Annotated in this window: 21 protein-coding genes; 12 read left to right on the top strand and 9 right to left on the bottom strand. The window is 58.7% G+C overall.

All coding sequences use genetic code 11. The annotated features are described in order from the left end of the window. Positions 1-6 precede the first annotated feature (6 nt). A complete protein-coding gene (locus H9I52_RS20985) occupies positions 7-393 on the top strand; it encodes a hypothetical protein (RefSeq protein ID WP_187455474.1) in 387 nt (128 codons plus the stop codon). A 107-nt stretch (positions 394-500) separates the two neighbouring features. Here H9I52_RS20985 and H9I52_RS20980 read toward each other — a convergent pair whose 3' ends face one another. Next, complete coding sequence (locus H9I52_RS20980; RefSeq protein WP_187455473.1) at positions 501-758, bottom strand: hypothetical protein; 258 nt, start codon at positions 756-758, stop codon at positions 501-503. 606 nt (positions 759-1,364) lie between these two features. On the opposite strand from H9I52_RS20980, the gene H9I52_RS20975 reads away from it, so the two are divergent. The 5 genes from H9I52_RS20975 to H9I52_RS20955 all read left to right on the top strand — a co-directional run bounded on the left by H9I52_RS20975 (position 1,365) and on the right by H9I52_RS20955 (position 7,244). Beyond that, positions 1,365-1,748, top strand: coding sequence for a hypothetical protein (locus H9I52_RS20975; RefSeq protein ID WP_187455472.1), 384 nt, complete (start codon positions 1,365-1,367; stop codon positions 1,746-1,748). A gap of 249 nt (positions 1,749-1,997) precedes the next feature. Continuing rightward, positions 1,998-2,957: a site-specific integrase gene (locus tag H9I52_RS20970; protein ID WP_187455471.1), complete on the top strand. Its 960-nt coding sequence runs from the start codon at positions 1,998-2,000 to the stop codon at positions 2,955-2,957. An 895-nt stretch (positions 2,958-3,852) separates the two neighbouring features. Beyond that, positions 3,853-4,905 carry an ABC-three component system protein gene (locus H9I52_RS20965; RefSeq protein WP_187455470.1) on the top strand — a complete coding sequence of 351 codons (1,053 nt, stop codon included), beginning with the start codon at positions 3,853-3,855 and terminating at the stop codon, positions 4,903-4,905. Next, positions 4,871-5,392, top strand: coding sequence for an ABC-three component system middle component 2 (locus tag H9I52_RS20960; protein WP_187455469.1), 522 nt, complete (start codon positions 4,871-4,873; stop codon positions 5,390-5,392). Before H9I52_RS20965 ends, H9I52_RS20960 begins: the two co-directional genes overlap by 35 nt. Positions 5,393-5,396: 4 nt before the next feature. Beyond that, positions 5,397-7,244, top strand: a complete 1,848-nt coding sequence (locus tag H9I52_RS20955; protein ID WP_187455468.1) for an AAA family ATPase — start codon at positions 5,397-5,399, stop codon at positions 7,242-7,244. 272 nt (positions 7,245-7,516) lie between these two features. Here H9I52_RS20955 and H9I52_RS20950 read toward each other — a convergent pair whose 3' ends face one another. From H9I52_RS20950 to H9I52_RS20930, 5 genes are all read right to left on the bottom strand, one after another. Next, entirely contained in the window at positions 7,517-8,884 is a 1,368-nt protein-coding gene (locus H9I52_RS20950; RefSeq protein ID WP_187455467.1) for a Fic/DOC family protein, read from the bottom strand. Next, positions 8,884-9,156: an antitoxin VbhA family protein gene (locus H9I52_RS20945; protein WP_187455466.1), complete on the bottom strand. Its 273-nt coding sequence runs from the start codon at positions 9,154-9,156 to the stop codon at positions 8,884-8,886. Before H9I52_RS20945 ends, H9I52_RS20950 begins: the two co-directional genes overlap by 1 nt. A gap of 80 nt (positions 9,157-9,236) precedes the next feature. Beyond that, on the bottom strand, positions 9,237-11,495 hold the full coding sequence (locus tag H9I52_RS20940; protein ID WP_187455465.1) for a TraM recognition domain-containing protein: 2,259 nt from the start codon (positions 11,493-11,495) through the stop codon (positions 9,237-9,239). Between the two features lie 35 nt (positions 11,496-11,530). After that, positions 11,531-12,565: a DUF5712 family protein gene (locus H9I52_RS20935; protein WP_187455464.1), complete on the bottom strand. Its 1,035-nt coding sequence runs from the start codon at positions 12,563-12,565 to the stop codon at positions 11,531-11,533. Between the two features lie 49 nt (positions 12,566-12,614). Next, a complete protein-coding gene (locus tag H9I52_RS20930; protein ID WP_187455463.1) occupies positions 12,615-13,130 on the bottom strand; it encodes a BfmA/BtgA family mobilization protein in 516 nt (171 codons plus the stop codon). An 866-nt stretch (positions 13,131-13,996) separates the two neighbouring features. On the opposite strand from H9I52_RS20930, the gene H9I52_RS20925 reads away from it, so the two are divergent. Both H9I52_RS20925 and H9I52_RS22885 read left to right on the top strand, forming a co-directional pair. Beyond that, positions 13,997-14,764 (top strand): ParA family protein, encoded by a 768-nt coding sequence (locus H9I52_RS20925; protein WP_187455462.1) that lies wholly within the window; start codon positions 13,997-13,999, stop codon positions 14,762-14,764. After that, positions 14,764-15,249, top strand: a complete 486-nt coding sequence (locus H9I52_RS22885) for a hypothetical protein (RefSeq protein WP_222940592.1) — start codon at positions 14,764-14,766, stop codon at positions 15,247-15,249. The genes H9I52_RS20925 and H9I52_RS22885 overlap by 1 nt, the downstream gene beginning before the upstream one ends. Before the next feature lie 131 nt (positions 15,250-15,380). Here the strand turns inward: H9I52_RS22885 and H9I52_RS20915 are convergent, their stop codons facing one another. Both H9I52_RS20915 and H9I52_RS20910 read right to left on the bottom strand, forming a co-directional pair. Beyond that, the gene (locus tag H9I52_RS20915; protein ID WP_187455461.1) at positions 15,381-15,878 is read right to left on the bottom strand and encodes an SRPBCC domain-containing protein; all 498 of its coding nucleotides are present in this window, start codon (positions 15,876-15,878) and stop codon (positions 15,381-15,383) included. Further along, positions 15,875-16,195: an ArsR/SmtB family transcription factor gene (locus tag H9I52_RS20910; protein WP_187455460.1), complete on the bottom strand. Its 321-nt coding sequence runs from the start codon at positions 16,193-16,195 to the stop codon at positions 15,875-15,877. The genes H9I52_RS20915 and H9I52_RS20910 overlap by 4 nt, the downstream gene beginning before the upstream one ends. A gap of 467 nt (positions 16,196-16,662) precedes the next feature. Between H9I52_RS20910 and H9I52_RS20905 the strand changes: the two genes are divergently transcribed. Both H9I52_RS20905 and H9I52_RS20900 read left to right on the top strand, forming a co-directional pair. Beyond that, positions 16,663-17,775 (top strand): sensor histidine kinase, encoded by a 1,113-nt coding sequence (locus tag H9I52_RS20905; RefSeq protein WP_135533088.1) that lies wholly within the window; start codon positions 16,663-16,665, stop codon positions 17,773-17,775. Beyond that, positions 17,772-18,551, top strand: coding sequence for a LytR/AlgR family response regulator transcription factor (locus H9I52_RS20900; protein ID WP_073112399.1), 780 nt, complete (start codon positions 17,772-17,774; stop codon positions 18,549-18,551). Before H9I52_RS20905 ends, H9I52_RS20900 begins: the two co-directional genes overlap by 4 nt. Before the next feature lie 85 nt (positions 18,552-18,636). Here the strand turns inward: H9I52_RS20900 and H9I52_RS20895 are convergent, their stop codons facing one another. Next, the gene (locus tag H9I52_RS20895; RefSeq protein ID WP_187455492.1) at positions 18,637-18,795 is read right to left on the bottom strand and encodes a hypothetical protein; all 159 of its coding nucleotides are present in this window, start codon (positions 18,793-18,795) and stop codon (positions 18,637-18,639) included. A 54-nt stretch (positions 18,796-18,849) separates the two neighbouring features. On the opposite strand from H9I52_RS20895, the gene H9I52_RS20890 reads away from it, so the two are divergent. Further along, positions 18,850-19,116 carry a DUF305 domain-containing protein gene (locus H9I52_RS20890; RefSeq protein WP_222940591.1) on the top strand — a complete coding sequence of 89 codons (267 nt, stop codon included), beginning with the start codon at positions 18,850-18,852 and terminating at the stop codon, positions 19,114-19,116. Between the two features lie 96 nt (positions 19,117-19,212). Beyond that, entirely contained in the window at positions 19,213-20,619 is a 1,407-nt protein-coding gene (locus H9I52_RS20885; protein ID WP_135533086.1) for a YncE family protein, read from the top strand. Positions 20,620-20,643 lie beyond the last annotated feature (24 nt).

Below are 20,643 nucleotides of genomic sequence, written 5' to 3'. Positions count from 1 at the left end.
TGACCTATGAAACGACTGACTTATCTGCTGCTGAGCGGCCTCACCCTGGCCACGGCCGGCTGCTCCAAAGACGGCGCGACGCCCACCGGCACCAAGGAATACCAGGTGGAATACCGCATTTCCTCCACCACCGCCCATCTATCCGACTACATCAGCTACGATAACGAGAGCGGCGGCACAACTACCCTGAGCAACGTGCCGCTGCCGGCTACCTACCGCTTCAAGCGCACGATGAAGCAGGGCGACCACCTCAGCTTGCTGGCCAGCCTCGACGGAGGCACGGCCGCGTCCGAAATCACGGCCGCCATCCTGCTCGACGGACGGGAAGTGAAGAAAGAAACCGGTCGCGGCGCCGATGCTCAGGCCGTGCCGGTGTACGTGATTGGGCAGTAGGGAAGCAAGCTGTACGCAGCTACTTGTTCACCTCACGCCTTACTAGACCAAAGAGAAAGCCCGACCAGATTCCTGGCCGGGCTTTTCTTATGGGGCGGAGCATTCTACTACGCCCTGGTCAGCTCGCGTTGCAGCACGGCCTGCAGCTGCTGGTAGGACTCCGGGCAGATGCGAATGGCGGGCTCGGCAGCGGTGCAGTAGAGAAATGTGGGGTCGGCCAGTGCCACGGCGCGGGCCCAGGCAGCCTCGGAAACGTCAGCGGAAAGAGATAGTAAGGGGGTGAATTCTTCTTGGATGAGCCGAATGACCAGCTTCTGCACGGTAGGGCAAATGCTGGAAAAGCGGCGATAAGGACTCGCGGCCATAGAAAATGTCAACGAAAAGGATGGGAAACGCCCCGCCTGCAGCCGCAGCACGCGGCCGGGCAGGAATCAGCTTATCAGTACCGCCGACCGCTTAAAGGTCCAGCAGAGTACCGATTTCAGAAAGTAGGGAGCGTTACCCGAGAGAGCCGACAAACAGGGCGGGCCGCTGCTGGATGGGCAGCGGCTGCCGGTGAGCCCAGCGCAGCCAGTCCGCAAAAAGAACCGCTGACGAGGGGCAGCTATGCAAAGCGTAGGATTTCTGGGCTAGCATACTCAGCTATCGGTTTGGCAGGCAAAGCTAGCCAATACGGTCAAAACAGGCAGCTGTTGTGCTTTATAACCGGCAAAATTGATAGCATCCGGGTGCTCCATCTGCATCACCGCAGGGTGCAGAATCTGCCAATCGGTGCGGATGGCTTTACTTGCTTAGTGCTGCTCCAGCCCGGCAGCCAGCAGCTACGCTCGTCAGTGCACGTTTCCTGCGGCAACGTCTGGCAGAAGATGCGTGGGAATAACCCCGGTTTAACCCCTGCAAGCGGACGGGGCTACTGTACGAAGACAGCCGCGCATTATATTGTCTGGCCAACCAAGAGCTGGCTGAATAACATGGAAGAACTGCTCCAGCCGCGCCACCCGCTCGACAAAAATCATCAGGCCCAACTGCAGGCCTTGCAGCAGCTACCCGAAAGCCAGCGGGCCGAAATGGCCCGGCTGTTTCGCTTGGGCAACGCGACTTACCGTTACCAACAGCTGGCCGCCGGAGAAGTCACGGTGGCCGACTACCAGGACTGGCTCGAAGGCTTACCCGAACGGATGCGCCGGGCCATGGACAAGGAAGGGTTTGAAGGCTGTAAAACCAGTCTGGCCCTGCGCCGGCACGCGCTGGAGCGGCGCGACGTGGGCTACGGGGAATTTATGCAATCCATCTTGTCGCCCGAGGACTGGGCCTTCGAGCAGCAGCACAGCCAGCGCGCCAACTCCTCTTTATAAGGAGTAGTTGTTGCTCGTCACTTTGCCCCGAGGTTCGGGCTTCGACCAGCGCATAAGTACGTTTTAAGTCACGGGAGCTTTTCGACTGGTTAGGTATCATAATTCTTACTTATGATACCTAAAGGTCACTAAGCACATCAGCTTTGCTCGCCAGACAATAGGTATCGATTAGTAAGTTTTATCGCTACCTATCTACTATCTTGCTTGCCCAACCCAAAACCGGGCAAGTATACCTTATATATAGACTGCATGGAAAACGACGTCGCACTCACTGTGAATCCCGTGGGTCACGGGTTGGCGCACCACACCGGCGCGGCCGCCCGCTACGTCGAGGCCGGACTGACCGGCGCGCCCAACACGGCCCGGTCCTACGCGGCCCACCTGAAGCGCTTCAGTGCCTGGTGCACCGAACATGGCTTCTTAGCATTGCCAGCACCCGTCGATGCCCTGGTTGGCTTTTGTACCCACCTGGCCGAAACGGGCAAAAAGGTCGGCACCCTGGAACAGCACTGCGCGGCCATCAGCAAGGCCCACGCCGTCCGGGGCGTTGACTCGCCGACGGATGACAAGCAGTTTAAGATTTTCATGGACGGCGTGCGCCGGGTGCACGGCGTGCGACAAAAGCAGGCACCGGCGTTTTCGCTGGTGCAGCTCAAACAACTGGTTCGCAGCCTGGATGTGAAGACACTGACCGGGCTGCGAGACCGGGCCATTCTGCTGCTCGGGTTTACGGGGGCATTTCGCCGCTCCGAGCTGACGGCGCTCAATGTGCAGGACTTGCGCTTTACCGAAGAGTGCCTCGTCGTGTCGCTAGGCAAGAGCAAAACTAACCAGCTGGGTGACTACGAGGAAAAGGCCATTTTCTACTCCCCTGAGCCAGCCGTCTGCCCTATTCGCTCCTTAAAAGCTTGGCTGGAGCAACTGGAACGCAGTGAAGGTCCCGTATTCGTGATGTTGCGCAAGGGCAACCGACTCACCACGAACCGCCTGTCGGACCAGACCATCAATACGTTGGTGCAGCGCTACCTAGGGCCGGGTTATACAGCTCACTCATTGCGGGCTTCCTTTGTCACGGTGGCCAAGCTCAACGGGGCCGATGACAGCAAAATCATGAATCAGACCAAGCATAAGACTAGTGCGATGATTCGCCGCTACACTCGTTTGGACAACGTGCAGCAACACAATGCCGCTAAAGAATTAGGATTATAACAGCCTATAAACGCTCGTTTACAACATGTAAAATCGCAGTTCTGCTCCCCTACCCCAGTAAACATGGTTAGCATGTTCTACAACCTCGAAGGTGTCCATCCTGAGCCGACATGATGAGAAGGCATAGAAGCATGTTTGCTGGGGTTGGGCTATCCAGCAAGGGCTAGATTATCAATCATGTCAAGTGGTTGTGGTTTAATACGGGCTGGGCTCCGGCTATACAACTCCGCCTTTCGTGCCTCTTTTCGTTACCACGGCCAAACCGAGTGGCGCGGATGACAGCATAAAATCTGAACCAGACCAAGCACAAGACGAGCGCTGTGATTCGCCGTCACGCCCGCCTCGACAACGCACGCGAACACAACTCCGCGAAGGCGTTGGGTTTCTAATGGCGTGCCCATGACATGTTAGAATTGTCGTGCTTTCCGCTACTTTTGGCTAGGTGCGCCGGGTTTGCGCCGAAATTCAATGCGTATCCGCTCGCCGAACATCTTAACCCGGCCTTGTCCATCAAACGGGCCCGGGTAACACCCAAACCGTGCACCTGAAGCCGGTGCAGCGGCTGCGCCCGTGCCGGGCCGGCTGCGAGGCGCGCACGCGGGAGTTACCTTGCGACAGACACTGGTGGCGGCCAAAGAGGAGATGCTGGTGCTGCTGCGAGGAAGTAGTGACTAGGCCGAGCTAAATGCTCACCGCCTGCTCATCTACTCGTAGGACGGAGCCATCAATCAATGAGCTTATCGTTTTAGCTAGCTGTACAAATCCTTAATCAATCAATCCGTTGGCCCAGCTTACAATACCTCTGATGTCGTCGCTAACAGTACTTCCCCAACCACAGGCTTGGCCTAATGGCAATAGAACTCGGTTGTTGGGCAGCGCTGCAATCGGAGATTTCATGACACCTGAAGAACGACTGTCAACATTTGATAGTAAGAAATTTGAAACCTTTGTTCTTCAGTGGGCTGATGAATACTTGCGCAGCCGATACGATTTGGTAGAATGCCGTGGGGGAGCTAATGATAAAGGACGTGATGTTGTGGCTTGGATAGACCCACCCGGCACTCCAAATCGCCGCTATGACACCTATCAGTGTAAGTACTATGGAGATAAGTTAACGCCGGGAGAGTTTTGGGAAGAATTAGCGAAGCTTTGTCACTACACTTACACGGGAGAAATCAACATACCAAATAGGTATGTACTTATGACATCCAAAGGTGTCGGCTCATCACTATCAGAACTCATTGATGCTCCGCATAGACTTCGTAAAGAACTTTTGCAACGGTGGGAGGGAAAGGGCATCAAAGGCGCTGGTAAACATATACCAGAAATATTATCAGGCGATTTCAAAAAGTACGTTGAAGCCTTCGATTTTTCCATTGTCGAAAGTGTTCCTCCAGGGGAATTTATCAAGCAACACCAGACCACAAAGTATCATGCACACGTTTTTGGTATAGTAACGGAAAAAGAGAGGCCAGTTCTACAGCCTCCTGCGGAAATTGACGAGACAAGAGAATCAATCTATATAAAGCTAGCACTCGAAGCCTATGGAGATGCGTGTAACAAAGCAGGATACACGCAGACTGATTTGGATTCTTTTCCGCATTTCAAAGACCATCTCGCGCAAACCAGAATTGATTTCTATTCCGCAGAAGCCCTAAAAGAATTCAGTAGAGACAACTATATAGAAACTGCTTTTGACAGTTTACTTACTCAGTTTGAGGCTGGGATTAAGCCGACTTATACTCGAAGCCACGCAAATGCTTTTGAGCGCCTACTAAACGTCACTCAGACGGCATCTCTGCTACCCATTAACCATAGCTTGCTTCAAAATGAAGTATCTGCCAACGATAGAATTGGCATTTGTCATCATTTAGCAAATAACGGTCGGATAACATCTTGGATTTTTAGCTACTATGGAACAAATCAAATCTCTAGCACCTCCAAATAATATTCCGAGGCCATTTAATCAGCCACTTGAGCTAGGCTTACGGGCTCTGTATATACTAGGCGCATTACGACCGCTGAAAACAGACCTTCAAAGGCTTCTTTTTTTAGATTATATCCTTGTACACTCTGCTGACATAGAAGGCGGGCCGGAGAGCCTGCATGCAGCTGTGCCATATCGAACAGGAGAGTGGCTTGCACACAAAACAAATTTGGAAAAAGGACTTTTGATGTTTGCAGCAAAAGAGCTAGTTACCAAAGAGTTTTCGAGCGAAGGTATCGTTTATTTCGCTTCTGACCTGACGATTCCATTCACTGACCATTTAAGTTCCAGCTATTCTAAAGCGCTAAAATCACGCGCACGATGGCTGGTTGAAAGGTTTGGTCAAACCTCGCTAGAAAGCATGTCTAAGCTAATGCTTTCGAATATCTCTGTCTGGGGTAGCGAAATGCAGCAGATGAGCAACGCACGAAACAAGATTACTCCATAAGGCGATGTTGGGATTTAGAATTACAAAATTGGTTGTCACAGGTGAAAATATGGCACCAGCCTCTCTAGATTTCGGACCTGGCCTGAATATTATTACTGGCCCTACAGACACTGGTAAGAGTTGGGTATTTGAATGCATCGCCTTTTTACTCGGGAGTAGCAATAAGCCCAGAGAAATAGCTCAATCTAAAGGCTATACAGAAGCTTACTTAGAACTACTCGCTTTCCCTACGATGCAGTACACTCTTAAACGAAAGTTTGAGGATACAGACACCTTGCTTTTTAGAGGGGCTTATCAAGCTATTTCAGAGCTAAAATCTACTTTATTAAAGCAAAAAGAGCCAAGCAAGAAACATCCACATACCATATCCTCTTTTCTGCTCCAGTTGTGCGGTTTTGGGGAGGCAACCCATCTACCCAAGAACGAGGAAGGAATAACGGAGAAATTTTCGTTTCATACACTTCGCCCCTTACTATTAGCTGATGAAGTAGGTATTATCGAAAAGAATAGCCCGCTCACGGTAAAAGGTTTTGCAAATTCAACGAAAGCAGCTTCGCTTTTCAATCTGCTCCTTACCGGGATTGGTGCTGCCGAACCTGTTAAAAAGCTTAAAAAAGAAGTAGTATCAGCGGGACGTAATGGAGAGTTGAAGATGATTTCAACCCTTATCAAACGTCTCGAAGATGAACTAGCTGCATTACTTGAACTCGAGTCAGCAGATGTTGAAAATGAAATAGGTCAAACCAATATCAGATTGAACCGGGCGTTATCAATGCTAAACACTCTTGATAGCGAACGCAGAACCCTATTAAATCGAGCTTCGGACATAGAAACGAAAGCGCTTACACTTTCAGAAATAAGGATTCGGTTTGACACCCTTAAAGAGCATTATTATTCTGATGTCCAGCGTCTAGAATTTATCTCTGAAGGACTTTTTCTTTTCGACGACTTACATTACATCGCCTGCCCTTTCTGCGCTACACCTCTAGGAAGCGACCATCGCAGGGCAGTCTGCGAAAGAGACTCCTTATCCAATGAACTAGTTCAACAAGCCTGCCAGCAGGAAGCAGCAAACATCAGAAGACAACTTTCTGAACTAGAGCTAGCCTTAGGTAATATTTCTACTCAGCAGGAAGAATTATCCACTGAAAGCAACACTATTTCAGCTCAGTATCAAGAAATTGATAATCGTATTGCACAAGGCATTGTTCCAGAAATCGAGTCATTACGCTATCAGTTATCGTCATTCGCTGAAAAGCGGACGCAAGCTTTTGAAAGAGAGCTATTGGTCAGAAGGCTTGAGCAGTTTCGGGATTTAGAAGACAGCTTGTCAATTACTTCTGGTGAAAAGGCCACCAAGCTGGATAGGTCTCTTGCACCAATGGCAATAGCCTCCTTTTGTCAGCAAGTAGAATACTTGCTGACAGAATGGAAAATAGAATTTTCCCCACCTATTACATTTGACCAATCCCCTAAAGTTCTCGATATAGTTTTGGGAGGAGAACCCCGCACAAACTCGGGTAAAGGAACGCGGGCTATTACTTACTCAGCTTTCTTGTTGGGACTTTTGATGCATTGCAAGGTGTCGCAGATACCTCACAGTAATTGTATAGTCCTTGACTCTCCACTCACAACACGGCAAAACCCTGAGCAGACTACTGATGACAAATTACTGCCTCAGGAAGTCCAAGCCAGTGTTTTGCGTATAATAGCCGAGGTTTTCAGCAATGAGCAAGTCATTGTTATTGAAAATAAGATACCTCATTTCGAATCTAAAGCCCCTGTACACTACAATATTTTTACAAAGAACCCGAATAATGGTCGTTATGGGTTTTTTCCGTATTTACAATAAGTAAATGAAACTCGCCCGCCAGCTTCGCCTCGACGCCTTGGCCGCTGACGGCACCGCCCCCATCCAGCTCACCATTACCTGGCAGGGTGGCCACAATAGCCTTAACGCAATTGGATAATCCTCTTGAACTCTGTTTACAAAGGTTTCCTTTGCTGAATAAGGTTCGATAAACTACCATTTTCCGAATAGTAATTCTATCCTCGTCCAAGGCCTAAAAACCCATATTTCTATGCTATTTTTTTCGTAGGTTTTTCGAACCCTGTCTTTGATGCCTATCGTTCTATACCTCTGACATCGCGGCCATACGCTTCCATCTTGGCTGTGCCAAGTTCCAATTCTTTAGGGGGCTTTTCCATTATACCTACCGCGCTTTTCAACTCGTCCAGTTGTCGACTGCCATTCAGCGCCGCAATCTTATCCGCTGCGTCGATGGATTTACCGATGTTTTCCCGATTCAACCCGCCAATAAACGGCGTACGCTCTACGTGCCGGGACACTTCCTGCAGTCGGGTCGCTTCCAGTCCTTTTCCGTGCTCGCGTAGGCCCTGGGCCACCTGCCTGGCAGCGTCCTTAAAAACGGTCTGGGCTTCCGCGTGAGTTTGGGGTAGCGGCCGTTGGGCACTAGCTGCTTCTCTAGTCACTGCTATTACCTGCACCTGTTCGGCCGCCGCGCGAAACCGCCGCGCGTCCCGCTGGTCCTGCGCGGCATCGGGCCCCTGCAAAGCCGGATGCTTGCTGATTTTCTCCGCCGCCTGCTGAAACTGCCCCAAGTGGGTCTGAATAGCCGCCGGATTCAGGTTAGTAGCCTCTACCCCCTTCCCGACCGCGACGCCCTTCTCATAATTGCCGGCCCCGGGCATGTTGGCCACAATGTCCATTACCCGATAGCCCGTCACCTCAAATTCGCGGCGCGCATCCATGGCTTGCATCTGCGCGGATAAGGCAGCTAATGGCCGCGCCTGGCTGGGGTCACGCAGCTTTTCAGCTTCGAGGCCCGGCGCCGGGCTGATGACCTGCTCAAACATGGCCTTCAGCGCCTGCAGGTTCTTCTCTGCTTCCTGGGGCGCATGTGGGCGCACCATCGCCAGGTCGCGGGCCCGGTTGAGCGTGGCCGGGTCGATGCGGGCAAAGTCAACCTGGTAGCCGGCTTCCTTGCCCAGCTGCACAAACGTGGCCTGCAGCGTCCGTCCGTTGCCGTCCCGAAAGGCATGGGCATGGTTATACTGGTCGAGGTAGTAGGCCGCCCGTTCGGCAAACTTCTCTTCCGGCAGCCCTTTCAGGTAGTTCTCTTTGCCCAGCTGCTCACCGATGGCGTTCAGGCGCGGCTCTATCTCCTTGTAGGGCGCGTAGGTCATCGTTTCCTTGAAGCCGGTGACGTACGTGGGTTTGTGCCCCTGAAACTCCCGGTCGGCCCGGGTTTCGCCGGCCCACTGGTAGACGCCCTCAAACAGCTTCTCGTGCACCTGCTTGAGATGGGCGTGGTCATAGCGCCCGCCGGGTATGCCACCCTGCATATTAAGCCGCTGCAGGCGCAGCAGCGAGGAATCGGTTTCGGCCTGGGCCAGTTGCTGAGAGTCGGTAATGCCCAGCCGGTTTATCCGCACCCCGTTCTCGTCGCTGAATCGGTCGCCGGCTACCATCAGCGCGCGGGGTTAGGCTCGGAGGTAGCGGAGTCGGCTGCCGGCCGGTAGCGGGCCAGCAGCATGGCGTCAGTCAGCTCAATGGCCTCCTCGATGCTTATATCCCCGTCCACGTGTCGCTGCATGATGGCCAGGGCCTCCGGGCTGGGCGCGGGCCCGTTGCTCATCAGGATGGCAATGGAGTTGTTGGCGTGCCGCTCGCGCTCCTGGCGGGCGGTCAGCTGCTCGGGGGTGAGGCCGGCCGGGGCGGGCGTGAAAAAGGTCTTCATCATAAGGTTCTGGGTGTGGATACTCGGGTACTTACTTAACAGTAAAAAGGGCTTAAACGTCGCTTTTAACGGTCTTTTTGAGGCTAATCCACCTCATTCTTTGTGCCTCCTGCTAAGGTGTTTACATGCAGGGCCAGCGTTTCTTTTACCTGCTGGCTGACCCGCCGGTAGTTCTCCTGCACCACCGTCGACAATACGGCGGCGCTGTCCTCTTCGCCAGTCCCGAACGTGGCCACGGGGTGCAGCGGAAACCGCTCCTGTGTGGCGTCGGCCCGGGAGATGACGCCCTGGAAGAAGGTGCGCTCGGTTTCCACCGTCTGCCCGATAAACTCGCCCTGCTGCAGGCCGATGGCGTCCTGCACCCGCACCAGGTTGCGCTCCTGGTAGCTGGTGCTCAGGTTGGAGCTGTGGCTGCCGTGGCCCCCTCCCCCGCCCTGGCTCTTGCCCGTGCTGGTGCTGTGCATCTGCTTGTCCTCGCGGCCCACGAGCTCCGAGATGAACTTGGCCGTATCGAGCGAGTTGACCTTGCCGAAAAACTGGTTGTTGAGGTTGCTCACCATAACCTTCATCTTTTCAGGGCCATAGGCATCGGTCATTTGAGCTAAGTCCTGGGTCATGTAGATGGTGGCCACCTTGTTGCTGCGGGCCGTGGCCGGCAGCAGCTCCAGTCCCGGCACGTACACCGTGGCGGCCTCGTCGAGGAACACGTAGCTGCGGTGCTTGTGCTGCTGGTTCATGAGCTTGATGGCAACCGTGATGATGCAGCTGACCACCGGCGAGAAGGTTTCCTTAAGCGTGGGGTCGTTGCCGATGCACAGCAGCGCGGGCTGCTTCGGGTCATTCAGATTAAGCGAGAACCCCTCCCCTTTCGCCTCGTCGGGCGTGAGCACCCACACGATTTCCGGCGAGTTAATGCGGTTCAGAATCACCTGCAGCGTGCCCACCACGGCCGCCACCTGCTTCTCGGCCCGCTGCTCCACGGCCGTCACGATGCTGCGCACCATGCCGGCGCACTCCGGGTCCGTTTCCAGCATGCTCAGCACGTGCTTGAAGTCCTTGTGCACGGCCGTGGCCACCACGTGGGGAATAGTGCAGTAGCGGGAAAAGTGCTTTTTGTAAAACCAGATGATGCCCGTCAGGTAAGCCACCGCGCTGATATCGAAGAACTCCATCTTGCGGATGCTGGCCGGGTTGAGGTTGTTGATGATGGCCCGCGAGTACTCCTCGGCGAAAGCTACCACCGGCATGTCCTCGGCCCGCAGCGGGTTCACCCGCTCGCTGCGGGTCAGGTCGCGGAAGTTGATGACGTGCAGCACCACCGCCGGCTCGGGCTCTCCGTTGGCCAGCAGCCGCGGCGGATTCTGTCGGCGCCCGGCCAGCTCCAGCGCTTTCTGCGCCGTTTCGGCCAGCACCGGAAACTTGAAGTCGTAGATGAGCCCGGCAAAGTTCTTGGCCGCCAGCTGCTCGATGAGCGGCTCCCCGATGGAGTAGGTCTTGCCCGCGCCAGCACCGCCCAGCACCAGCACGCCGCGGTAGGGATTGGGCACGTTCACCCAACCGCCCCCTTCCGTGGGCAGGTTGAACCCATCCGGCGTCTCCAGCTTCTTACGCTCCACACTTAGCCCAAACTCCGGGCTCCTGGTTGCGGCCCGCAGCAGCCCCACCACAAAGCCGCTGGCCAGCGCGATAGTCACTGCGACGGGGTAGCCCACGCGGATGAAGCCCGGCTGGTAGGAAGCCATGGTGAGCAGCCCGTAGGCGCTAAGCAGAAACAGCCCCGCGCAGCTGGCCACGACGACGCGCACGGCCTGGGGCCGCAGCGGCTTGCGCCGGGCCGGGCCGCCGGGTTTGCGCTCCGGTGCGGGCAGCACAAATACCAGCACTCCGGCCCCGAGCAGCACCAGCGCCCGCAGATAGCCGCCGGCGGCTTCGTAGAACCGGCCCGCCTTGACCAGCAGCTTGCCTTTAAACCCCTGCCCGGCGGTGGCCACGCGCAGCGCGGCTGCCCCTCCCCTGCTCACTACCTGGTCGCCGGCCCGGCTCGTGGCCGTGGCCAGTCCGGCGGCCGGCTTGCCTACTACCGGCGCCGTCTGCCGCTGCAGCCGTGCCCGGCGGGCTTCGGCCCGTTGCTGGTTAATGACGGCCATCCGGGCCGCCAGGCGCTGGCCGGGCGTCAGGCCGGGAGTTTGCGCGGCCTGGTGCTGGGCCGCTCGGGCCGCCGCTAGTTCCGCCGGGTGCTGCAGCACGTACCATTCGCCGGCCAGCAAGGCCAGCAGCAGCAGGCCGATGAGCAAACCAATTGATTGGGACTGGGCCGCCGGCCGGGGAGGTGAACTGGTCATAGGATACAGGGAAAGGGGGTAGATTGCTGGTGGGCTTACATCTCGATGTCGAGCTCCGCGCCGCGTCGTCCGGGCTTCTCGGCCACGTGCTCGGTGCGCTCGTCTTGGGTGTTCTGCGCGCGGCGTACCAGGTGCTGCACCGCGTGCAGAGCAGTGGCGGCCTGGCGCTGTGGTGCCGCCGCCTGCTCCCGTCCCGTACTAAGCAGCTGCAGGGCGTTGTCAATGGGACGTCCGTCGCGGGCCCGCTCTTCCACCCGGGCCAGCATCCGGTAAAAGGTCTTGTCAAATTCCCGGGCCACCGCGATGCCCTGCACCGTGTCCGGCGCCAGGTGCTGCTCACGGGGCACCAGCAGGTTAATGCGCGCCACGCGCTCGGCAATCTTTTCCAACCGGCCGGCGTCGTGGGTACTGTCCCGCTGCCGGGTGGCCTGGGGCCGTAGCTTCTCATGCTCCTGGGCCACGTAGCCGAACTGCCGCTCGAACTGCCGGCCCGAAGCCGCCTGCCAGCGCATCAAATCAAACCGCTGCCGGCGCCCGCCGGGGTTGAGAGTTATCTGTTGCTCCGCGTCGCGGGCGCTGACAATGACGTGCACGTGGGCCTGTAGGCCCGTCCGCTTCTCTCCGGCTTTGGCCGTGCCGGCCACAACTTCGGGGTCCGTGCCCCGGTGGGTGCGGTCCTGGTGGAGCACGGCGCCCCACACGATATCCTGGCTGCCCAGCTTTCGGCCGCCGGGCAGGTTGAAGTTCTGCGCGTACTGCTGCATCACTTCCCGCGTGTAGGCCCTGAGCTTTTCCGGGTCGCTGCCGATGTGAGCCAGCTCCTGCTCGCTCGGGCTCAGCACCAGGGAGTAGAATTTAGCCTCGGTGGCCCGCAGGCCTTTCACGTTGGTGTCGATGGCCTGCCGCACCTGCGCGGCATTCAACTCGTCGGCGTCGGCGCTGAAAAACGTGGCTTCCCGCCCCTCCCCTACCGCTTCGTGCTGCAGGTACTGGAGCGTCTGCGCGCTGCTGCCGGTGTTGGTGTAGGCCGCTTTGCCGTGCGTTTTGGGGTTGATTAATTTGACGTACATCAGAAGGTATACCGGTTTTTTACTCGCGTATTGTGGGTGCTTTCCCGCCCTATTGCCCCTGCCCTGCTGCTGCTTCGGTTGTCTTACTGCGCTTGCCGGGCCCCTCTTTCCGGGCTGCTTCCAAGGTTTCTTTCACCTGCTTTTCCACCGCTTCCTCGTTGCGCTGACGCAGCAGCTGGAGCGCCTGCTGCTGCCGTTGCAGCTGCGCTTCGCTGAGCGTTTCCAGCTGGGCATTGAGGTTGCTCACCAGGATTTCGTTCAGGCGCAGCACCCGGTCCAACGTGATGCGGGTGCGCAGCATCTCCTCCAGCATGGCCGTGAGCAGGGTGCGCTCCTGCTCCTGCAGAAACCCGAATACCCGGTCCCCGAGCTTCTTTATCTGCTGCATGATGAGCTGCCCTTCGCGGGCCTCTGTCTCGCGGGGGTCCAGGCCCCGGGTAGCAAAGTATTCCACCGCCGCGCTGGTATACACCCCCAGGCTGGTGCCCACTTCCGTCGCGGCCGCTTCGGCCTTCCGGTGGGCGTTGTTGTCCAGGGTGACCCGTTTGCGTAGCTCCGTGTTCATCGTGCTGTTTCCGGTTTAGCGGCCTTGTGGGCCATTTTTCAATCTTTAAATCAGGCACTTAGCTTCCTGTGTCCCATAAATCAGCTTTGCTGGTTTATAAACCACTCAAGACTAAGGCATTAGCCGCAGGAGTGGGTTGTTCTTCTTGCTAAGACTAATCTACACTTAGTAAAAAGTTAGTCAGAAGCTAGTACGCAGCTTTCCGCTTTCGTGTTAGAAGCTGCCGCCTTTTTCTTCACTGCCCGCTATTCCTTCTCCTTTACTGGCTTCCGACTTAGCCCGCATTTCCCGGATACGGAACAACAATACCCTACTAGCCGGCCTCCATCAGACACGCACCTTGCTTCCCATCAATCGCTGCCTACCGCCCAGCAGCGACGTTTCCGTGACTCGGATTAATACTACAGTTCTGCAATTCTGTTTTTCTGTTGTTAGCAGTTATCAGGGTTTGCCGGGTGAGGCAGGGCTACACTGTATTTCTGCTTTTCTGCAGTTCTGTGTTTCTGCTCTCTGCATCCTCCTGCTGGCAGTTGACTAATTCTGCTTTTATACAATTCTGTTGTTCTGCATTTCTGTTTCGACAATACAGGTATGTCCACTTCGTGCTCGTGCAGAACCGCAGTCCTCCAACTCTGCAGTTCAGCAAAAGTTCATTTCTGCTTAAATGCTTTTATACAATTCTGTTGTTTTGCATTTCTGTTTATTAACTATACAACAGAACTATTTTCCTGTTTAATTGCGTAAAAACATTTCTGCATTTCAGCAGAAGTGATGTTCTGTTTTTCTGCTTTTCTATTACATTTGGGCTTCTGTCCCGCTGGTCCTCGTAACCGGCAGCTACTAACGCCCGCAACCCCGCACCGACTATGTCCAAGGTTATCAGTTTTGCCACCCAGAAGGGGGGCTCCGGTAAATCCACGCTGGCCCTCGTGCTCGCCGCCCCGCTGGCGACCGAGTACGGCCTGCGCATCGCCGTCCTGGACTGCGACTACCAGCAGAGCATCGTCAAGACCCGCGAGCAGGTCGACGCGGCCAACTTCGCCAAGCTGCGCGAAGCCAACCCCGACGCCCAGTATCCCTACGACGTGTACCCCTGGCAGCTGAACCGGATTTTCGACTTCATCGACAACCCCGAGCACAACTACGACCTGATTATCATCGACGTGCCGGGGCGAGCCGACGGCGACGACGTGTTCAACGCCCTGACGGCCTGCGACGCGGTGATTGTGCCCCTGGTGTCGGATTACCTGGACCGGGCCTCCACGGCCGAGTTTATGACCATCCTGGAGGCCATCAAGAAAGCGGCCGACGACGCGCAGATTGACTTTCAGTACTACGGCCTGCCCACCAAGCGCGTGGCAGGGCAGCGGGAGGAAAAGGAGATGGACGATTACATCGACGGGCTGGGCCTCTCGCGCTTCAACTCCTACCTGGGCCACCGCAAGGCCTACACCCGGGCCTCGACGCTCTACAGCCTGCTCAACCCGGCCTGGGCCCGCTACGCCGGCGGCACCAAGGACACCAGCGACGAAATCCGCCGCGTGTGCGAGGAGCTCATCGAGCGCCTGGGCCTGCCTGACCGCCGCGCCACGGCCGTGACTTCTGTATCCACCACTTCAACCTCCGCGAAATAATGGGCTTCGAGAAACCACAAATCACGCCGCGCCGCCGCATTGAAGTGCCCGAAGAAGCCCGCCAGCAGGCCCGGGCCGGGATGGGAGGGGAGGCCACCCGCACGGCCACGGCGCCGCCCGCACCGGTAGAACCCATCGCACCGCCCGCCGCGGCAGCCGCTCCGGCTACCCCAGCACCGGCGCCCGCTCCGGTGGCGGCCCCCGCGCCAGTTGCGGCAGCCCCGTTAGCCCCGGCGGCTGCGCCCGTACGCGCCTCCACCCGGGGCCGTAAGCCCGCCGCGGCAGCCTCGCCCGCGCCCGAGGCCGAAGTGCCGCTGCACACGGTCCAAATCGCCAAATCCGTGGTGCAGGAGATTAAGATGAGCCTGCTGCTGGCCACGCCGAGCCCGGACACGCCTACGACCATCAAGAATTACCTGGAAGCCGCCCACCGTTTCTATGATGCCCACCTGCGCAAAACCGGCAAGCTGCCGCCTGCCAAGTAGGGGAGGGGTAGAAAGTGCTGAATCTGCAAAGCCAGCCTCTTTGGGGGCTGGCTTTGTTTTTTGGGCGGTGGGGGAGGAGAGGGGCTAGCCGTCCCCGATTGAAGTGGCCGCTGGCTCTTTTTGAGATGGGATTACCTGCCCGTTAGGGTTGCTAGCAGGTTCTCCAGGTTGCTCAGAGACATCTTCATGCCCGTGGTGAAGCCTTCGAGGATTCTTTCCATCCGTTCAAGGGATTCATTGTACACCGCAATGCGCACCGTGGTGGTGCCGTTTTGCTCGCTGAATGTATGATTCCATTCCGAGCCGGGCAGTTCGACGTTTTCCTCTTTGTCGGCAAACGCATTGTACATGCTGAAGTGGGTCTTGGGCGTAATGGCGGTGTATTCCTGCAGGGCCCAGCGCTCCTCGCCTGCGGGGCTGACCATGGCATAAAAGCGTTTGCCCCCCACGTGGAAGTCCTGGTATTTGGTTTTGGCGGTCATGGGGTGCGGGGGCAGCCATTGGTCCAACAGGTCGGCCTTGGTAAACGCATCCCACACCAAGGACAGGTCCGCGTCAAATTCCCGGGTGATGGTGACGGTTTTGGCGGCTTTGTCGACCGCAAACTCAAATGCTACAGCGTCGCTCATTTCTTCTGGTTTTTTAGGGTTGATAATACCTGGTCCAATTGCTTGAATCGCGTTTCCCACAGCTTCCGATAGTCGCTTAGCCAGTGGTCCACTTCTTGCAGCCGCTCCAGTTGCAGGGAATAGTAAATTTCCCGGCCGTGTTGCTGCTGTGTCACCAGTTCACATTCCGTTAGCACACGAAGGTGTTTGGACACCGCTTGCCGGCTGGTCTGGAAGTGTTCGGCCAGGGTGTTAGGGGTCATTGCCTGCAGGGCAATCAAGGCGATGATAGCCCGCCTAGTGGGGTCGGCTATGGCTTGAAAAATATCTCTGCGCATGGGTCAAGGCATTTTTATGAAACCGATTGGTTGCAAATATATGCGCAACCAGTTGGTTTCGCAAACAACTTCGCAGTCAATTTTCCCGAGGACGGCCACCGCAGCAGTGACACAGTAAGGCAGTAAGGTGGGTTAGCCGGCAATGCACGGAGGAAGTCGCACCGCGTTTCCCAGGAGCGTTCTGAAGTCTGGCACTCAGTGCCCCGTGTGAGCTACCGGCGCAACGAATCGGCCTTGGTTAAAAGTTTGGTACAAAGGTTAAACAGGCTAGTGAGAATTGTCTGACTCTCGGCGGGAGGCCCGCGCCTGCTACGGCTAACCTTTTTCACAAACTTCCCGTGCGCTTAGCCCCGGCGGGGTAATCGAGCTCGCCCAACACCGGCCCGAAGGCCCATTGGCCCGCCAAAAAGGCCAACCTGGAGGCCGGGCCAGCGCGGCAGCGGCGGGTTTCGCTACCTTTAAAGCCTATGAGCACGACCGCCCGGCCCCCAGAACCGCAGAAGACCCCGCCTCTGGTGAGCGGCGCCACCATTGCCCTGGCGTGGCTGCTGTTCAGCGGGTTCATGGTGCTGCTGATTTTCGTGCAGAACCTCTCGGCCGGCACGCCCACCGACTGGCGCGAGGCCTTGGGCGGGCGCCTGCTGCACGGCCTGATTTGGGGGCTGCTCACGCCGGTGGTGTTTGCCCTGGCGGCCCGCTTCAACCTCCTCGAGAGCCGCCACCGGCTGCGGCACCTGCTGGCCCACGCGGCGGCCAGCTACGTCCTCACGCTTGCTTACCGCCTCGTGTACGCCGCCGTGATGCACGGCAGCGGGGCCGTGCCGGGCCGGGTTTCCCTCGCCGAGGTCGTGGCCAACGCCAACAGCTGGGTGCCCATTTACTGGATGCTGCTCTGCATCGCCTACGCCGTGCAGTACCGCGAGCGGTACCGCGAAGGGCGGGTGCGGGCCGCCCAGCTCGAAACCCAGCTGGTGCAGGCCCAGCTGCAGGCCCTGAAAATGCAGCTCCAGCCGCACTTTCTCTTCAATTCCATGAACGCCGTGTCGGCCCTGATGAGCCAGGACGTGAAAGCTGCCCGGCGCATGCTGGCCCAGCTCAGCCAGTTTCTGCGGCTGGTGCTGGAAGGCACCGACGAGCAGGAAGTGACCCTGGAACAGGAGCTGCGCCTCACCCGCCTCTACCTCGAAATTGAGCAAACCCGCTTCCCCGACCGGCTGGCCGTGCGCTACAATATTGCCCCCGATACCGAAGGGGCGCTGCTGCCCGCCCTGCTGCTGCAGCCGGTGGTAGAAAACGCCGTGCGCCACGGCCTGGCGCCCCGCGCCGGGGCCGGTGAGCTGGCCGTGCGGGCCGAAAAACAGGGCGACCGGCTGCTGCTGCAGGTGCAGGACAACGGCCGGGGCGCGGCCGACACCGCCGCGCGGGGCATCGGTCTGCGCAACCTGGAAAGCCGGCTGGCCACACTCTACGGCCCGGACTATGCCCTGGCGGTGGAGTCGGCCCCGGCGTGCGGCTACTGCCTGCGCCTGTCCATCCCGTTCCGGCGGGCGGCGGCCGGCGTTACCCCGGAGCCCGCATGAGCCCCATCCGCACGCTGCTGGTCGACGACGAGCCCCTGGCGCGCAGCCTGCTGCGCGAGCTGCTGGCCGATTTTCCGGCGCTGGCCGTAACAGGCGAAGCCGCCAACGGCACCGAGGCCCTCGCCGCCCTGCACACCGGCGCATACGACGTCGTTTTCCTTGATGTGCAGATGCCCGACCTTGATGGCGTGCAGGTGCTGCGGCGGCTGCAGGCGGCCGGCCAGCCGCTCCCGCTGGTGGTGTTCGTGACGGCCTACGACCAGTACGCGGTGCAGGCCTTCGCCCTCCACGCCGTGGATTACCTGCTCAAGCCCCTGGACCCCGACCGGTTTGCCGACTGCGTAGGCCGGGTGCAGCAGCAGCTGGCGCTGCGCCAGGACCAGGCCCGCGTCCCCGAACTGGAGGCCCTGCTGCACGGTTGGACCGCCCCGGCGGCCGACTACCAGGACCAGTTTCTGGTGAAACTGCCGGCGCGCAGCTTCTTCGTGCCGGCCGCCGAGGTGTGCTACTTCGAAGCCACCGGCAACGGCGTGCTGCTGCACGCGGCCGGCGGGCACTACCCGCTGCGCACGGCCCTGGGCCAGCTGGCCGAGCGGCTCGACCCGGCCGTGTTCCTACGCATCCACCGCTCGTGCATCGTCAACCCGGCCCACATCGTCGACTTCAAGCACTGGTCGCATGGCGAGTACCTGTTTCGCATGGCCAACGGCCAGCACGTCACCTCCTCGCGCAGCTACAGCGCCGGGGTGCAGCAACTGCTCAAGCGCTTCGCCTGAGCCCAGGCCGGGCCGTTGAAGTCCGGTTCAAACTGGTATTGGTCCAGTTGGCCCTCCGGCGGCAGTCATTTCCCCGGGTTGCGCGTTAGCCCTCCAGCCCCCCGCTCATGGGGCGGCCCCAGTGCACGACATGACCAAATCCCTCCTCTTTTTGCTGGCGCTCACCTTCGGCGGAGCCGTTGCGGCCCGCGCCCAACACCACCCGGCCAGCGCCCCCCCGATGCCGGGCATGGCCGGCATGCACATGAACCACGGCATGGCCGCCCCGGGCACCCCGGTCGCCGCCTTCCAGCACGGCATGGATTCGGTGATGGTGGTGATGGACGAGGGCATGCGCCGCATGACCGGCGCCACCCCCAACGACATCGACGCCAGCTTCGCGGCCATGATGCTGCCCCACCACCAGGGTGCCGTGGACATGGCCCGCCTGCAACTGCTCTACGGCAAAGACCCGGCCCTACGCCGCCTCGCCCAAAGCATCATCGCCGAGCAGCAGGTCGAGATTCAGCAGATGGCCGCCTGGCTGAAGCAGCATCCGGTGGCGAGCCAGAGTTCTGGCAAATAGCGCCCAATCAATCAGAACCGTCATGCTTCGACTACGGCTGCGCTCCTGGCTTGATGCGCCACATGCTCAGCATGACGTTCTTTTTCCCAATCCCAAATGAAATTTTCCCTTCTCCCCGGTCTGTTGCTCATTACCAGCGCCGCCGCGGCCCAGGCCGTGAGCCACCGCGACCGGGTGTACACCGCCGACCAGATTTCCAACACCGTTTCGGTCATCGACCCCGTCGACAACAAGCTGCTGGGCCAGATTGTGCTGGGCAAGCCGCAGCCCGATTTGCTCTCGGCGCTCTACAAAGGGCAGGCGCTGGTGCACGGCCTGGGCGCTTCGCCCGACCACAAATTGCTGGCCGTGGTGTCGGTGGGCTCCAATAACGTCACTTTCATCGAAACGGCTACGAATGCCATCCGGGGCAGCGTGTACGTGGGCCGCGCCCCGCACGAGGCTACGTTCCGGCCCGACGGCAAGGAGGCCTGGATAACGGTGCGCGGCGAGGACTACCTCTCCGTCATCGACGTGGCCACGCTGCGCGAAACCCGCCGCGTGCCCGTGCCCAACGGCCCCGGCCAGATTGCCTTCAGCCCCGACGGCAAGCGCGCCTTCGTGTGCTCCAGCTTTTCGCCCGAGCTGGCGGTGGTGGACGTGGCCACCTACAAAGTCATCAAAAAAGTCCCCGTGGTGAGCCCCTTCTCGCCCAATATCTTCCCTACCCGGGACGGCCAGCAAATCTGGTTCACGCACAAGGACGTGGGCAAGGTGTCGGTGCTGGATACCAAGACGCTCACCATCAGCGGCGTGCTGACGACCGGCCCCATCTCCAACCACGTGGCCACGGTGGACGTGGCCGCCGGCAAGCTGGCCTACGTGACGGTGGGCGGCGAGGACGTGGTGAAGGTGTACAGCCGCGCCCCGGGTTTTAAGCAGCTGGCCACCATTCCGGTGGGGGCGCTGCCGCACGGCATCTGGCCCTCGGGCGATGGCAGCCGGGTGTACGTGGGCCTGGAAAACGGCGACTCGGCCGTGGCCATCAGCACCGCGAGCAATAAAGTGCTGGCCAAAATAAAAGTCGGCCAGGCCCCGATGGCCCTGATGTACGTGCCCAACGCCGTGCCGGCCGGCGCGGCCGGCGCCACCGGCCTGGGCCGGCAGCTGGTGGACCAGCCCGCCATCGTCCGCACCCTGAAGCCGCCCACTCCCGGCCCCGCCACCGGCACCATGACCCTGCGCTCGGAAGGGCTGGTGGATTTGGCCACTTTCGCCCTGCGCGGCCTGACGCCCAACACCGACTACGACATCTTCCTGACCAGCGGCACCAAGGCACCCTACCCCCGCGACTACGCCCTGACCACCGTGCGCACCGACGCCAAAGGCGGGGCCATGGGCCAGGCGCTGGGGCCGGTGCAGCGCATCGCGGGCGGGGATTTGAATACATCCGGCAAAAAGTTTTCGCGGGTAATCGTCGCGCCCAAAGCCGCTGACAGCGAACCCGTTTTGGTGGCCGAATAGTCCGCCTTTGGACGGCCACCCAAA

Source organism: Hymenobacter sp. BT491, from assembly GCF_014349165.1.
GTDB classification, from domain to species: domain Bacteria; phylum Bacteroidota; class Bacteroidia; order Cytophagales; family Hymenobacteraceae; genus Hymenobacter; species Hymenobacter jejuensis.
This window is presented reverse-complemented; position numbering and strand designations above follow the sequence as displayed.